The sequence below is a fragment of the Alteromonas ponticola genome (assembly GCF_012911815.1).
GTDB lineage: Bacteria > Pseudomonadota > Gammaproteobacteria > Enterobacterales > Alteromonadaceae > Alteromonas > Alteromonas ponticola.
In genome coordinates this window covers 444,600-459,013 of the sequence record NZ_JAATNW010000002.1, presented here as the reverse complement: position 1 = coordinate 459,013, position 14,414 = coordinate 444,600, and the positions used below count along the sequence as shown (strand labels likewise).

The following is a 14,414-nucleotide window of genomic DNA, read 5'->3' as shown; positions in this document are numbered from 1 at the left end:
AAACTTAGTTGCGTTCGGCAATCGGCGTCACACTACGTAAATCTTCGCCGGTATATTCAGCGGAAGGACGAATGATACGGTTATCTGCACGCTGTTCCATCACGTGAGCTGCCCAGCCGGTTAAACGCGACATCACAAAAATCGGTGTGAATAACTTGGTAGGAATGCCCATGAAGTTGTAGGCTGATGCATGGAAGAAATCAGCATTACAGAATAATTTCTTTTCACGCCACATCACTTCTTCACACCGCACTGAAACGGGATAAAGCACATCGTCGCCCACATCATTGGCCAGTTTTTCCGACCATTGCTTAATAATTTCGTTACGCGGATCTGAGTCAGAATAAATTGCGTGGCCAAAGCCCATGATTTTTTCTTTACGCTTCAACATGCCCATCATTTCTTCTTCTGCATGCTCAGGAGAATTGAATTTTTCAATCATATCCATTGCCGCTTCATTTGCACCACCGTGCAGGGGACCGCGAAGTGAGCCAATGGCACCAGTAACACAGGAATGCATATCAGAAAGCGTTGAAGCACACACGCGAGCAGTAAAGGTAGAGGCATTAAACTCATGCTCTGCGTAAAGAATCAACGAAACGTGCATGACTTGCTCATGTAATTCACTGGGCTTTTTGCCATGCAGCATTTGTAAAAAGTGTGAACCGATGGAATCGTTATCTGTTTCAACGTCGATGCGAACGCCGTCGTGAGAAAAGCGATACCAATAACAAATGATGCTGGGGAAGCACGCCAGCATGCGGTCGGTCGCGTCTTGTTGCTGTTCAAAACTGGTTTCTGTCTCCAGGTTTCCTAACATGGAGCAACCTGTGCGTAACACGTCCATTGGATGGGCATCTTTAGGAATGCGCTCTAAAACGTCTTTGAGTTCCTGAGGCAACCCACGCAACTTGTGTAATTTGGTTTTATAAGTATCCAGTTCTTGCTGGTTTGGCAATTTACCTTTCAAAATCAGGTAGGCGACTTCTTCGAACTGACAGTTATTGGCCAGATCTTTTATGTCATACCCGCGGTAAGTCAAGCCAGAGCCAGTTTGCCCTACAGTTGAAAGCGCTGTTTTTCCTGCTACCTGGCCGCGTAATCCGGCACCGCTAAGTTGTTTCGCCATGCGTTAATCTCCGATTAATATTTGTAGAGTGCTTTTAGCTGTGCTGCAATTTATCAGCACCGCAATGTTATTGTGTCAGGGTTACTTGTTTTTGCCTTGAGCAAACAAGCTATCGAGCTTTTTCTCGTATTCGTGGTAGCCCAGATAATCATAGAGCTCCATACGGGTTTGCATCATATCAGTCACCGCTTTTTGATCACCTTGTTCCAGAATAGAAGTGTAGACCGTTTCTGCTGCTTTATTCATTGCTCTGAACGCACTGAGCGGATACAGCACCATGGCTGCGCCCCATTCACCTAATTCCTTTTTATTCCATAATTCGGTTTTACCAAACTCGGTGATGTTAGCCAGAATCGGTACATCCAGGGCTTCGGCGAAAGCACGATAATGTGCCTCGGTCTGTACCGCTTCAGCAAAGATGCCGTCTGCACCCGCCGCAACGTATGCCTTAGCGCGCGCAATCGCCGCCTCAAGACCTTCCTGGGCAAACGCATCGGTGCGCGCCATGATGAAAAAATCAGGATCAGTGCGTGCATCCACCGCGGCCTTAATGCGGTCAACCATTTCATCGGTTGAGACAATTTCTTTGTTAGGACGATGGCCGCAGCGTTTCTGTGCCACCTGATCTTCCATGTGAACTGCCGCAGCCCCGGCTTTTTCCATATCTTTGATGGTTTTAGCAATATTAAATGCGCCACCCCAGCCGGTATCAATATCAACCAGCAAAGGCAGGTCGCACGCTGCGGTAATGCGCTGAACATCAGCAATTACATCGTTCAAAGAAGTCATACCTAAATCTGGCAGTCCGTAAGAGGCGTTAGCGACGCCGCCGCCTGACAGGTAGATCGCCTGATGGCCAATGTGTTTTGCCATCATTGCGGTGTAAGCGTTGATGGTGCCTACAATTTGCAGCGGGGCGTTGTCGGCCAGTGCTTGTCTAAATTTTTTACCTGGGCTCATTTCATTGTCCTTTTAGGTTTGAATGATTGAGAAGTTTAGTTTGAATATTATTTTTTGAGTAAAGAATATGTCGGCGCATAAGAATTTCAGCCAGTTCTTCATCCCGATTGGCAATCGCCTTGACGATATGTAAATGTTCGTCAAATGCGGTGGTTACACGTGGCCCCGCCATGCCTAATTGCACGCGGTACATTCTTACCAGGTGGTAAAGGCCATTTATCAACACCGAGATTAAATGTTGATTTTTACTACCTTGAACAATGCGGTAATGGAAATCGACATCGCCCGCCTCCTGGTAATACGACTCGCCGGTTTGCACTTGCTGGTCAAAATGTGTATTGAGCAAGTGCTGAAGATTTTCTATTTCCGTATCTGTCATGTTTTTCGCAGCAAGGCGGGCGGCCATGCCTTCCAACGATTCTCTGACCTGATACAACTGCTCCAGACCTTCTGGCGAAAGCGTTACCACACGTGCGCCTACGTTTGCTTTACGCTCAACTAAATGACACGCCATCAGTCGATTGATCGCTTCGCGGATCACTGCGCGACTGACACAATAGTTTGTCGACAATTCAACCTCACTCAATTTGGTACCGGCAGCAACTCGCCCCTCAACGATATCGTTGCGAAGCTGCATATAAGTTTTATCTGCGTTAGTTACCGCAGTTTCGGTAGTGAAACTCATTGAGCAATTTGACGACTAATTATTAATTTGTCGACAATATAGAGAGGGTGGGCTGAGATGTCAATTAAACGTGGACACGCATAATGAAAGTTTAAGCCTTATTCGTCAGCGTGTTTTTACACGCTTTAAGATAAGTTAACAGGAAGGAAGTCTGGCAAAATTGTCGACAAATAGGCGGGCAGCACATTTCGATGCTGCCCCATTACTAATCATTGAATTATTTGAAAAGCCCTGACCACACGGGTAACGCCAGTGACATTACGCGCAACATCTACCGCTGATGTTGCTTCCTGGTTACTGACGCGGCCCAGTAAAAAAACTTCACTGTCCTGCACCACGACTTTTACCTGCAATGCGGGAATGCGTTCATCGGCCAACAGCTTCGCACGTACCTTTGATGCCAGCCAGATATCATTCGCCTGCGTGGTTGCTGCGATTGGCTCACCCACACGGATTTGATTGTGAATCTTGTTTAGCGACTCGACTTCCTGTGCAGCATTGAGTGCGTCCTGAATCAGCGAGGCTGAAGGCGCCTGGCCAGTTAACAGGGCGACACCGTTGTAAACATCTACCTGCAGATTGGCCAGCTCTTTTAACGAATCGTTTTGCGACCAGTTATAGGCGACTTTACCTTCTGAAGTTTGATCGTCTAGCTGCGTACCTACTGTGCGTCTGTCTGTAGCGACTTTAGCTGCAACTCCGGCCGCGCCCACGGCAACAACGGCGCAACCCTGAACGGATGCGATAACCAACGCTGTTACACACGCTATAACAATATGCTTAGCACTGTGTCTTATCATTATTATTCCTCGTGATCGGCAGGGAACAGGCTGTCGTCGATACATTCGCACAAATTGTGGATAACCAGCAAGTGCACTTCCTGGATACGCGCAGTACGATTGGACGGCACGCGAATTTCAACGTCGTGTTCATTGAGGAAACCCGCCATTTCGCCGCCATCTTTGCCGGTCAATGCAACGATGGTCATATCCCGGGAAAGCGCCGCCTCCATTGCTGCAATCACGTTGCGTGAATTACCACTGGTAGAAATCGCCAGTAAGATATCGCCGGGTTGCCCTAATGCTCTGACTTGCTTGGCAAAAATTTCATCATAACTGTAGTCATTGGCAATCGACGTTATGGTGGAGGTGTCAGTGGATAATGCAATGGCTGGCAAACTGGGGCGATCGCGCTCGTAGCGATTCAACATTTCAGACGAAAAGTGCTGAGCGTCACCGGCAGAACCACCATTGCCGCAGCTTAATATTTTATTTCCTCGAATCAGCGCTTCCACCATCATGGTGGCCGCTTTCTCAATGGCTTCAGGTAACATTTCTGAAGCAGCGATTTTGGTTTGAATGCTTTCGGTAAAATTTGCTTTAATATTTTCAATCATAATTATTTCTTTTACACGTCTAAAATACTGGGCTTATTGCGCCACATTTTGCAGCCAATCAAGGCGGCTCGAGTTTACTGCGATAACATCGATTCGCATAGGTGTACTTGCAGGGTTAAGACCTTGCTTAATCAAAAATTGTTCAAAGGTTATCCTGATTTTTGCCAGTTTACGAGGGGTAACAAACTCAATGGCGTCACCATATTGGTCGGAGCGACGATATTTTACTTCCACCGCTACCCAACACGACTTGTCCTGCATCACTAAATCAAGTTCTCCAAAGCGGCTGTACACATTAGCGGCCACGAATGTAAGGCCATGATTTTGCAGAAACAACCTGGCGCGATCCTCTGCCTGATTGCCTAATTTCTTAGTTCTAATCACTTCGTCTGCTTATACAAGGTCACTTTTTGATTATTGATCAGCGCCTGTGGCAATGTTCTGATAATTTCGCCATCCTTGTTCATCGACAGTTCGCCGGTCAGCCCAGCAACAGCGAGTTGCGGCAAAAGCGCCATACTGGCCAGGTTTGGCAATAAGTCGTAAGCGTCTATCCCAAACGCAAACAATCTGGACTCCTGCGTACTGCGATCCTGCCATAGATCACTGACTTCACGTTTTATCCCCTCTTTAGGGTTGTCGGGCAGCATCCACGGCATATCGAGGAAGCGAACATTCTGCAAGTCACGCCACTGGTTTTTCGTGCTGTCATATTCCATTGATCGAGATGTCGCATACACAGGTACAGTTTTGCCATAAAAGGGGCTGATACTCGCTTCAATCATTGGGTTTAACAGCTCAGTTTGCTCAGGCGATGCGAAAGCAACTATGGCATCAATATCTTCACGATTGCGCGCCATATTATATAACTCGTCATTGATCATGTAGCGGATTTGATTGATACGCTTTTCACTTTGAGCAACATCCAGTGCTTGTGTTACCACGTCCCGTAACGAGCTGTTATCACTAAACGTGACCTTGGTCAGGCTGATTTTATTGCGGCCTTTCCGCAGGGCATTAAGTTCTTGCCAGCGCTGGCTGAAAGAGGCAAGCATGCGTTGGTTAATGTTACTTTCAGAAGTAATTACCACCGGCGCTCGATAACCGTTAAAAAATATCAACTCTGCCAGTTGAGCAGCTTCATCTTCAGGAGCAAGCGCAAAATAAGCGGTAGCGTGCGCGCCTACTTGCTCCAGGTTATTTACCGCAGCCGCTGTTGCATCAGTTATTACTATTTCTGCTTCAGCGCTTGAGGACAATGGCGTATTCGGTTTTTGCAAATCAATGCGATTAAGCGCCAGCATGTTGACTGAAGCGGGCAATTTACCCTCAAGCAGTTCGATAGTTTCTTTAATCAACGGGCCGATTACCCAGCGGCTTTCACCAATCGCTTCGACCAATTGCACTGCCGATTTATCTACTGTATCAACAAAGCGTAATTTGGGAACGTTCTGGCGTGATGAAATGTTCGCCGTGTGTTCAAAATAAGCTGCAACAATACCTTCTTTAACGGCTTTGCCTGTCGCTTCCAGCCTGCCACTCAATGGTAACAGCACAACAATATCTTGTGGGCGTTGCAGCGTAAGTTGTGCCGCCTCGGTCACTTCCTGTGGCCAGAATTCAATTAACGGGTGACCGCGAAATACGCGCTTGAACCGATTAATTTCATCATTCAGTTTTTCTGGCTGCAGTCCGAACGTGGCCACCAGATCGCGTAATGCCAGATAAGGACGTAGCGCAGGGTAGTCCTGCTGAGTCTGACCCATCTGCGCTTTGGGGATGCGATTAGTCCAATCCCAGGCTTTGGTGACGGTTTCACGGCTAGCGGGTTGTGATGTCACCAACGCACTGGCTGCTGCGCTCCAGTTTTGCAAACGATGATGAAGCGTAGTTTGTAAATGAAGCTGCTGCTGTCTGATGCTTTCATCATTGGAAAGGGGTGTCACCAGAGATAACAGTTCGCTGGCTGACGCTTCATTGTCATCGATATAGAGCTGGGCGATTAACAGGTTGGCACGTTCGCGCAAAGGTTCGTTAAAGCTACTTTGGTCCATTGACTTGAGCAGGGTTTGCGCTTTAAACGCTTCAGCTTGATTGATATACATCGCCGCCGCGTCTAGCAGCAGTGCATCACGTTGCTGTGCATTCTGTTTCTGTAACCATATTGATTGTGCTTGTGTGATCAGCTCTTCAGGTGTAAATGCGGCATTTTCTTTTTCCACCGGGGATACAACTTCAGTCTCAACGTGCTGGGTTTGCTTAACCGGAGAACTGGAGCAGGCGGTTAACAAAACCAGCAAAGTGCAGGTGACGGCAGGTTTTATCAAAGCTACTATAAGGGGTAAATGCACTCACGGGTCCTTGCGTTTTTACTAAACGAATCCAAGTTTAATGATTCCAGCCAGAAAAGCTATGGTCGCAATTAAGAACTGTACCAACTTTTCCCTTTTTTGCTGGCTGCGACTCTGAATTGATCCAATTAACTCATTGAAAAAAGGCTATTATGTCATCATCTGCCACACTTTATATTGTTCCTACTCCAATCGGTAACTTGCAGGATATTTCTCAGCGAGCACTGGATACGCTCAGGCAAGTAGATTGGATTGCAGCAGAGGACACCAGACATACGCACAAATTGTTGCAGCACTTCGCCATAACGGGCCGCACACTTTCATTGCACGAACATAACGAAGATAAGCGCGCAGCGATGTTGTGTCAGCGTTTATCAGATGGAGAGTCAGTTGCGCTGGTTAGCGACGCCGGTACGCCGCTCATCAGTGATCCCGGCTTTGTATTGGTTCGTCGATGCAGAGAAGCAGGCATTAATGTTATCGCGCTTCCCGGTCCGTGTGCAGCCATCACTGCATTGAGTGCGTCTGGTTTACCCACTGACAAATTTACCTTTGAAGGCTTTTTGCCGGTAAAAATGCTGGCGCGTGAACAGGCCCTGGAAACCCTGCAAAATAGAAATGCAACCACGGTTTTTTACGAGGCGCCACGTCGCGTTGTCGAAACCGTTAAAACGATAGCAAAAGTGTTAGGCCAAAATCGTCAGATTGTTCTAGCCAAAGAAATTAGTAAAACCTTCGAAACCTATGTTAGTGGTAATACCGACACGGTGCTTGAATACTTAACCGTTGATCCCGCACATCAAAAAGGTGAGTTTGTAATTATGATCGCGGGCTGTGAAACCAGTGTCACTGAAGTCCCCCCTGAAGCACTGCAGTTATTAACTTTATTGCAAACAGAGCTGCCGCTTAAAAAGGCGGCGGCAATAGTGGCGCAACATTACGATTTAAAAAAGAACCGACTTTATCAAATTGGATTGGAAATGAACGAACACTGACATCATGCGTACTGGTTAGCATGTGAGTAATGGGAGATATCATGACAGTTTCTACACTAAGAATCGATATTCAGGAAGGTCGCTGGACCGTGGACGTGTTTTCTCAGGGAGCGGACAGTGGACAGTACGAGTTAATTTACCCTGAGCGTGAATCAAGTATCGAGCTGAACGAGAATACTATGTATGGCTTCAATTACAGTATTGCTGCTCCCAAAGGAACTCGGTATGCAATTTACATGGATGATAAACGATTGATTGAAGGGGAAGTGGATGATTCTCAGCTTGCTAAGGGAAGCAGTGTAATTTAGTGCAAATGAACCAACGCGATACCAGACGTAGACAAGTTGCCGCTGTGACGGCAACTTGCTTGAATTAGGTTACGACACGCTATCAGGACAATCTGGCTTTGAAATCGGCGTAGCTGAAGCGACGCACCACGTCCAGTGAACCGTCCTGACGCAAAATAGCAATGGCGGGGTGTTCGACGCCGTTGAAAAAGGTCGTTTTAACCATGGTGTAATGCATCATGTCTTCAAATTGAAGACGATCGCCAACAGCCAGTGGCTTGTCAAAGGAATATTTGTCGATGACATCACCGGCCAGGCACGAGTTGCCCCCCAATTTATAGGTATGGGGTTTGACGTTTGCGTCATCACTGTCTAACACCGCGGGGCGATAGGGCATTTCCAGTACATCTGGCATGTGGGCCGTGGCTGAAATGTCCAAAATAGCGATGGGCCCTTCGTTGTCGACGATATCGACCACCTCGGCGATGAGCGGTCCCGTATCCCAAGCTACCGCAGAACCCGGTTCCAATATTACATCCAGGTGTGGATAGCGCACCTTGAAGTTTTTCAAGGTGGTAATTAAGTGCGCTACCTCGTAGCCCTTTTTAGTCATTAAGTGCCCACCCCCCAGGTTCAGCCATTTCAACTGGGGTAACCATTTGGCAAAGCGCTGCTCAATAGCATTCAGTGTACGTTCGGTGGCAAACGAGTCGCACTCACATAAATTATGACAGTGAAATCCTTCGACGCCTGATAGGTCAATATCTTCAAGTTCGCTGGCCCGTATACCCAGACGTGAACCCGGTGCCGCCGGATCGTATAACGGCGTGTTGGCTTCCTGATGCTCGGGATTAATACGTAACCCTACTGACAACGACGTTACTTCGTCCTTGTAGCGCTGCCATTGCCCAAGGCTATTAAAGGAAATATGGTTGACCAGATTTTTCAGTTCCGCTATGTCGGTGGGCTTATAAGCTGGCGCATAGGCATGCACTTCTTTACCCATCTCGCTGGCCAGTTTGGCTTCCCATACTGAACTGGCGGTTGCACCATGCAAGTAAGGCTTGATGATGTCAAAACTGGACCACATGGAGAAGCCTTTTAGCGCCAGAATGATGCGCGCACCGGACTCATCCTGTACCCGCTTCATTATCTCCAGGTTGCGAATGAGTTTTTCCTCCTCCAGCACATAGCATGGCGAAGGAATATCAGAGCGTTTTGTTAAATCGGTCAACCGTGTTACTCCACTTTAAAGATTGTGCTATTTGGCAAACGGACTCTTATCACATTCAAGCACGTGCCATGGCAGACCATGCTCGTTCAGCATGTCCATGAAAGGATCAGGATCAAATTGTTCCATGTTCCATACGCCGGCTTGCTTCCACTTGCCGTTAAGCATTAACATTGCGCCTATCATGGCGGGCACACCCGTAGTATAAGAAACAGCCTGCGCACCCACTTCTTCATTACATTTGGCATGATCGCAATTGTTGTAAATGAAGATAGTTTTTTCTTTGCCGTCTTTCACACCGGTAATATAGGTACCTATGCACGTCATACCGGTGTAGCCTTCGGCTAGCGAACCGGGATTAGGTAATACCGCTTTCAAAAATTCCAGTGGTACAATTTTCTGCCCCTGAAATTCAACCGGTTCGATGCTGGTCATGCCAATGCCTTCCAGCACACGCAGGTGGTTTAAGTAAGCATCACCAAAGGTCATCCAGAAACGCGCACGTTTAAGGGTGGGGAAATGTTTAACCAGCGATTCAAGTTCTTCATGGAACATCAGATAAGAAGCGCGCACACCAATATTTTGGTAATCCAGATCTTCACGTACGCTTAATGGGTCGGTTTCTTTCCATTCGCCATTTTCCCAGAAACGGCCGCGCTGCGTAATTTCGCGAATGTTAATTTCAGGGTTGAAGTTGGTCGCAAATGCCTGCCCGTGATCACCGCCGTTACAGTCAACGATATCCAGATAGTGAATTTCATCAAAATAGTGTTTCGCTGCATACGCGGTATATACGTTAGTTACACCCGGATCGAAGCCACTGCCCAACAACGCCATAATGCCGGCATTCTTAAACTTATCCTGATAGGCCCACTGCCACGAATATTCAAATTTCGCTTCGTCTTTAGGCTCGTAATTCGCGGTATCCAGATAATCAGTTCCGGTTGCCAGACAAGCATCCATAATAGGAAGATCCTGATAAGGCAGTGCCAGGTTTATGACCAGATCTGGTTTAACTTCATTGATTAGTTTTTCCACTTCGCTGGCATTATCAGCATCAACAGCAAAAACCGCCTTCACCCGATCCGCGCCCACTTCTTTTTGTAAAGCTTCGCATTTGGATACCGTGCGGCTTGCCAGATAAATTTCATCAAAATGTTGCGGCAAGCGTGCACATTTTTTAACAGTAACAGCGGCGACACCGCCAGCTCCGATAATCAATACTCGAGACATAGTTGTCGTTCCCAGGGCTTTAAGAATTAGCGCTGAATGCTAGCAGACAATCCGCATTTGGCAAACTAAGTTACATTATTTGTGTAAAAAGTAATGGAATTACCCGTGAATTGGAGGTGATAAGACAATTCGATGGCCAATTCGAAAAAACGGATAAAGCAGCATGGTTTCTTCATCATCGGGAGGGGATGCATTAATCGCAATGGCGTCAATTTGCTTGTTAGTTTGTGTTTGTACCGTAACCGCGTAAACCAGAACGCTATAACTGGTGGTATGCGTGGTGGTATCGATAATTCGCCACTGCAATTGCTCAATCAGTTGACGTTCGCTTTCAACTTTAACGGATTCGTCAGAAAAAAGGCAGCCGACACGGCCCGCTTCATAAATAGCAGCAAAGGGATAAAGCACTTTTGTATGCGGTAAAATCATTTCGCACAGGCGTAAGCTGCGCCCCACTAGAATTTGTAGAGGCCTGGGTAAATCATCAGGACAATGGATCAAAACGGCAGCCCTCCTTTAAATAGATCTGACTGAAGGGAGTGGCGGACGAAAAATGCACCAATTGAAAAGTGGAACAGTCATTCGAAAAAGCCTGGTTTACATGTCGGATACGTTAATATTGCAAAGGTTTGAACGACCTACAGATTAATACAGATCACAAAATTACACAAAGTGAGTACTTATTAATGTTTACCTGAATTACCGAGATTCTCTGGCTCCCTGTAAGCCGCCGGTATGCAGTAACAATACTTTCGCGCCTTTTTCAAAATACTGCCGTTCGATCAGCATTTTAGCCGCATAAAACAACTTACCCGAATAAACCGGCTCAACAGCAAACCCATGCTCACGGGTAAAAGTACGACAAAATTCTGCAAGCTCACGAGAGCACTTGGCGTATCCTCCGTGATGAAAATCGTGTTGGATGTGCCAATTGGTTTGCGTGCGGTCAAGCAGCTGATTGACCTCACTTTCAAGATAATTTTCACCTTTAAGAACCGCGATCCCAATGGCACGCTGATGCCCGTATAACTGTCCAACCAACCCGGCAAGCGTAGCGCCGGAACCTACAGGTACTAATACGTAATCCGGAATGACGGCGAGTTCATGCATGATTTCACCCACGCCGCGAAGCGCACTTGGCTGTTTGCCTCCTTCAGGGATTATTACTGCGCCAGGATAACGTGCCTGAAGTTGATTAATGTATGCCAGTGTGTCCCGTTGTCGATATTCCACTTTATCGACATAAACCAGTTCACTGTTCCACGCCATCAGATCATGCAACATAGGTGTAAGTGAAGCTGAGTAATCTCCCCGTACGATAGCGGTAAACGGCATGGCGAGTTGATGACAGATAAAACCTAATGCATGAAGATGATTAGAATATCCACCACCGAAGCTGACGATTCGGGTGGTGCTCGCGGGCAACTGCCGCAACGTATATTTAAGCTTACGCCACTTATTTCCAGACACAACCGGATGGATCAAATCATCACGTTTGACATAAATTTGCAGATCTTCGGCATGCTGCCAGTCTGGTTTGAAAGGCAAACACGGTGAAGGGGTTTCTATCTCAGGAATAGATTCAATCACAGTAATAACTATCAGTTTGTGCTGATTGACACTTATCAATGCTCATTATCTCATCCTCATTTTGATCACCGCCACGCTTTACGCAGTATTTTTATATAAAGGAGCGCCCAATGAAAATATTTCTTTTACGGTTGATAACGGTGACCTTAGTTGGCTGCCCGTTTGCTGCCTCAGCCGACGACAGCAAGCTTCAACAAGCGCTTTCCCACGTGCCCAAAGCTGAATTGGTGGGAGAGGGCCAGTTAAGCTACATGTTCTGGGACATCTATGACGCGTCATTATACGCCCCCGAAGGTAACTTCAAAGCAGATAAACCTTTTGTTCTTTCATTATCTTATCTTAGAGATTTTACTGGCAAGGAAATAGCGGAACGCTCTATCAAAGTGATGGGCGAACAGCAACTCTGTGAATCTACACATTTTCCAAAATGGGAAGACGAAATGAAGGACATTTTTCCGGATATGCGCGAAGGTGACCTTCTTACCGGCGTGCGTGACAGCCAGGGAAATGCACGCTTTTTCCATAACGGAAGTGAAGTTGGCGTGATAGAGACACCTGATTTCACCCAATGTTTTTTCGCTATCTGGTTAGATGAAAAAACATCGGAACCTGAATTGAGACAACAGCTATTAGGAAATGCTAATGACCAATAAACTGTGTTATCTGTTGCTGGCAATTACTGTGATAATTGGGGGTTGCAGTGCTTCCATTGAAGGCGAACAATATGAAAAAATGACGCCCCGATTCGATCTGTATGCGTTTTTTGGTACAAATGTTAAAGGGTGGGGCATCGTTCAGGATCGCTCAGGTAATGTTATCCAGCGCTTTACTGTCGATATTAAAGGAAGTGTGCAGCAGAACGAGTTAGTCCTGGATGAAACATTCTCCTATCAATTGGGGAACGGACCTACAAAGCGCACATGGAAAATCGAACGCACCGCAGAGGGGAAGTTTATAGGCCGGGCTAATGATATTAGCGGTCCAGCCGACGGCACTTCTTACGGCAACGCGTTTCATTTTACCTACCGTATGGATTTACCCGTTGGCGATGATACCTATGATGTGGCCTTTGATGACTGGTTTTTCGCCATGGGCGATGACACCATTATGAACCGTTCTTACATTAAAAAGTTTGGACTGGTGATGGCAGAAGTGACGATTTTTATGCAACATGTAGATTAGCGCGCCAGCGTATCAATTTTTGGCAGGGTGATAGTGACACCCAAGCCCGACTTTTGCATTCTCGGATTGTCAATAAACCACAGGTTACCATCATGTAATTTGGCTACTGCCCTGACCAGAGACAGGCCCAAGCCATTACCTGCGGACGAACGGCTTTGTTCAGCCCGATAAAAACGTCGATCAAGATGAACGAACTGCTCACATGATACGCCAGGGCCAGAGTCGTTGACACTGATCGCGACACAGCGTTTGTATTCCCTGACCTCAACCGTGACGGTGGAATTGAACCCGGAGTACTTAATGCAGTTATCGATAATATTGGCAATGGCCTGAAAGATAAGATCGCGGTCACCAATGATCGACACGGGCGCGATATCCAACTCAATTTTCATATTTTTCTGATCAGCAACCGGCTGGTATAGCGACACTACATCATCAACAATCACATCTAACTCAATACGCATAAACGCGCGGCGCTGGCGTTGTGTTTCGATGTCGCCGATGCGCAAAAGGCCATTGAACATCGAAAGAAGATTATCGGTTTCCTGCAGGCTTCTTTTACGTAACTCGGCCTCAGGAATTTTTTCTAACGTTGTGCGCAATCGTGATAAAGGGGTGCGCAGGTCATGCGCAATATTGTCAGTCACTGACTTAATGTTGGTAAAAGACTCCTCAATTTTTGCCAGCATGCGGTTAAATACGATTGCCAATCGACTCAGGTCATCCCAGTGACTATCAATGTGCAGGCGACGTTTCAGGTTGCCCGTTTTCATAATGTGGTCAGCAGTTAACGCCATTCTGTTGATTCGGTTGACCACATACCAGGCAACGAAGTAGCTTAATACCACAATGGTCAGCAAGAAGCTGACAAACACCCAGCTGAAATAGCTACCCATCCACTGCGCGGAATAAACATGTTGTACATCACGCGCCAAAAACAAAATGCGATCATCGTTAAACTGTCTGATCGAAACCAGAAATTGTCTGGAACGGGGGTTGTAGTTTTCGCTGTACTCGTCAATAACCAGCTGGTTCAGCTTTTCTGATACCTGGAATATATCGCGTTGCTGTTTAAGATCCGGCCATTTGGAAACGTTGCCGGCAAGGGGAGTATAGTCTGCGTCAAAGAGCCCGATCAACGAACGATTTTTCATTACGCTGACTTTAATGGCGACCGCTTCGTCGAGCGCGTCCTGCCCTCCGAACCGATAGATGGAACCAAAGGTGAACTGTTCGTTTTCCAGCGCAGAATACGCTTCCTTAAGGAAAACTTCATCGTTGGCAAGGGTCCAGAAATACAAAATAAAGATGACTGCCGCGATGGACAGGGCAGTCATTATTGCGCCTATCCTGAAGCTAGAGCTTCGGGTAAAGG

The 14,414-nt window shown here is 46.8% G+C and carries 16 protein-coding genes; 4 read left to right on the top strand and 12 right to left on the bottom strand.

The genetic code is table 11. The features are described 5' to 3' along the window. Positions 1 to 4: 4 nt before the first annotated feature. The 7 genes from prpC to HCJ96_RS04520 form a co-directional block, all read right to left on the bottom strand. Positions 5 to 1,129 (bottom strand): bifunctional 2-methylcitrate synthase/citrate synthase, encoded by a 1,125-nt coding sequence (gene prpC / locus HCJ96_RS04550; RefSeq protein ID WP_169209848.1) that lies wholly within the window; start codon positions 1,127 to 1,129, stop codon positions 5 to 7. Between the two features lie 81 nt (positions 1,130 to 1,210). Next, positions 1,211 to 2,089, bottom strand: coding sequence for a methylisocitrate lyase (prpB, locus tag HCJ96_RS04545; protein WP_169209847.1), 879 nt, complete (start codon positions 2,087 to 2,089; stop codon positions 1,211 to 1,213). Between the two features lies 1 nt (position 2,090). Next, positions 2,091 to 2,774, bottom strand: a complete 684-nt coding sequence (locus tag HCJ96_RS04540) for a GntR family transcriptional regulator (RefSeq protein WP_169209846.1) — start codon at positions 2,772 to 2,774, stop codon at positions 2,091 to 2,093. A gap of 209 nt (positions 2,775 to 2,983) precedes the next feature. Then, complete coding sequence (locus HCJ96_RS04535; protein ID WP_169209845.1) at positions 2,984 to 3,574, bottom strand: BON domain-containing protein; 591 nt, start codon at positions 3,572 to 3,574, stop codon at positions 2,984 to 2,986. A gap of 2 nt (positions 3,575 to 3,576) precedes the next feature. Then, the gene (locus tag HCJ96_RS04530; RefSeq protein ID WP_169209844.1) at positions 3,577 to 4,170 is read right to left on the bottom strand and encodes a phosphoheptose isomerase; all 594 of its coding nucleotides are present in this window, start codon (positions 4,168 to 4,170) and stop codon (positions 3,577 to 3,579) included. A gap of 33 nt (positions 4,171 to 4,203) precedes the next feature. Beyond that, entirely contained in the window at positions 4,204 to 4,554 is a 351-nt protein-coding gene (locus HCJ96_RS04525; protein ID WP_343034651.1) for a YraN family protein, read from the bottom strand. Then, positions 4,551 to 6,521 carry a penicillin-binding protein activator gene (locus HCJ96_RS04520; protein ID WP_169209843.1) on the bottom strand — a complete coding sequence of 657 codons (1,971 nt, stop codon included), beginning with the start codon at positions 6,519 to 6,521 and terminating at the stop codon, positions 4,551 to 4,553. The genes HCJ96_RS04525 and HCJ96_RS04520 overlap by 4 nt, the downstream gene beginning before the upstream one ends. A 152-nt stretch (positions 6,522 to 6,673) precedes the next feature. Here HCJ96_RS04520 and rsmI point away from each other — a divergent pair, with 152 nt between their 5' ends. After that, positions 6,674 to 7,516 (top strand): 16S rRNA (cytidine(1402)-2'-O)-methyltransferase, encoded by an 843-nt coding sequence (gene rsmI, locus HCJ96_RS04515; RefSeq protein WP_169209842.1) that lies wholly within the window; start codon positions 6,674 to 6,676, stop codon positions 7,514 to 7,516. Between the two features lie 41 nt (positions 7,517 to 7,557). Then, complete coding sequence (locus HCJ96_RS04510; RefSeq protein WP_169209841.1) at positions 7,558 to 7,824, top strand: hypothetical protein; 267 nt, start codon at positions 7,558 to 7,560, stop codon at positions 7,822 to 7,824. Between the two features lie 82 nt (positions 7,825 to 7,906). Here HCJ96_RS04510 and nspC read toward each other — a convergent pair whose 3' ends face one another. From nspC to HCJ96_RS04490, 4 genes are all read right to left on the bottom strand, one after another. After that, positions 7,907 to 9,037: a carboxynorspermidine decarboxylase gene (nspC, locus tag HCJ96_RS04505; RefSeq protein ID WP_169209840.1), complete on the bottom strand. Its 1,131-nt coding sequence runs from the start codon at positions 9,035 to 9,037 to the stop codon at positions 7,907 to 7,909. Between the two features lie 27 nt (positions 9,038 to 9,064). Next, entirely contained in the window at positions 9,065 to 10,267 is a 1,203-nt protein-coding gene (locus HCJ96_RS04500; RefSeq protein WP_169209839.1) for a saccharopine dehydrogenase family protein, read from the bottom strand. Positions 10,268 to 10,366: 99 nt separating this feature from the next. Continuing rightward, entirely contained in the window at positions 10,367 to 10,768 is a 402-nt protein-coding gene (locus HCJ96_RS04495; RefSeq protein WP_169209838.1) for a hypothetical protein, read from the bottom strand. Between the two features lie 198 nt (positions 10,769 to 10,966). Beyond that, on the bottom strand, positions 10,967 to 11,857 hold the full coding sequence (locus HCJ96_RS04490; protein ID WP_343034649.1) for a 1-aminocyclopropane-1-carboxylate deaminase/D-cysteine desulfhydrase: 891 nt from the start codon (positions 11,855 to 11,857) through the stop codon (positions 10,967 to 10,969). A 110-nt stretch (positions 11,858 to 11,967) separates the two neighbouring features. Here HCJ96_RS04490 and HCJ96_RS04485 point away from each other — a divergent pair, with 110 nt between their 5' ends. After that, positions 11,968 to 12,510 carry a chalcone isomerase family protein gene (locus tag HCJ96_RS04485; protein WP_169209837.1) on the top strand — a complete coding sequence of 181 codons (543 nt, stop codon included), beginning with the start codon at positions 11,968 to 11,970 and terminating at the stop codon, positions 12,508 to 12,510. Continuing rightward, a complete protein-coding gene (locus HCJ96_RS04480; RefSeq protein ID WP_169209836.1) occupies positions 12,500 to 13,039 on the top strand; it encodes a DUF3833 family protein in 540 nt (179 codons plus the stop codon). The genes HCJ96_RS04485 and HCJ96_RS04480 overlap by 11 nt, the downstream gene beginning before the upstream one ends. Here HCJ96_RS04480 and HCJ96_RS04475 read toward each other — a convergent pair. After that, entirely contained in the window at positions 13,036 to 14,376 is a 1,341-nt protein-coding gene (locus tag HCJ96_RS04475) for a sensor histidine kinase (protein WP_169209835.1), read from the bottom strand. The two genes, HCJ96_RS04480 and HCJ96_RS04475, sit on opposite strands and share 4 nt — an antisense overlap. Positions 14,377 to 14,414: the final 38 nt, after the last annotated feature.

Coding starts and splice junctions, on each gene's coding strand:
- HCJ96_RS04510 (WP_169209841.1), top strand. CDS start 7,558: ATGACAGTTTCTACACTAAGAATCGATATTCAGGAAGGTCGCTGGACC.
- HCJ96_RS04485 (WP_169209837.1), top strand. CDS start 11,968: ATGAAAATATTTCTTTTACGGTTGATAACGGTGACCTTAGTTGGCTGC.
- prpB (WP_169209847.1), bottom strand. CDS start 2,089: ATGAGCCCAGGTAAAAAATTTAGACAAGCACTGGCCGACAACGCCCCG.
- HCJ96_RS04530 (WP_169209844.1), bottom strand. CDS start 4,170: ATGATTGAAAATATTAAAGCAAATTTTACCGAAAGCATTCAAACCAAA.
- HCJ96_RS04475 (WP_169209835.1), bottom strand. CDS start 14,376: ATGACTGCCCTGTCCATCGCGGCAGTCATCTTTATTTTGTATTTCTGG.
- HCJ96_RS04480 (WP_169209836.1), top strand. CDS start 12,500: ATGACCAATAAACTGTGTTATCTGTTGCTGGCAATTACTGTGATAATT.
- rsmI (WP_169209842.1), top strand. CDS start 6,674: ATGTCATCATCTGCCACACTTTATATTGTTCCTACTCCAATCGGTAAC.
- prpC (WP_169209848.1), bottom strand. CDS start 1,129: ATGGCGAAACAACTTAGCGGTGCCGGATTACGCGGCCAGGTAGCAGGA.
- HCJ96_RS04540 (WP_169209846.1), bottom strand. CDS start 2,774: ATGAGTTTCACTACCGAAACTGCGGTAACTAACGCAGATAAAACTTAT.
- HCJ96_RS04535 (WP_169209845.1), bottom strand. CDS start 3,574: ATGATAAGACACAGTGCTAAGCATATTGTTATAGCGTGTGTAACAGCG.
- HCJ96_RS04500 (WP_169209839.1), bottom strand. CDS start 10,267: ATGTCTCGAGTATTGATTATCGGAGCTGGCGGTGTCGCCGCTGTTACT.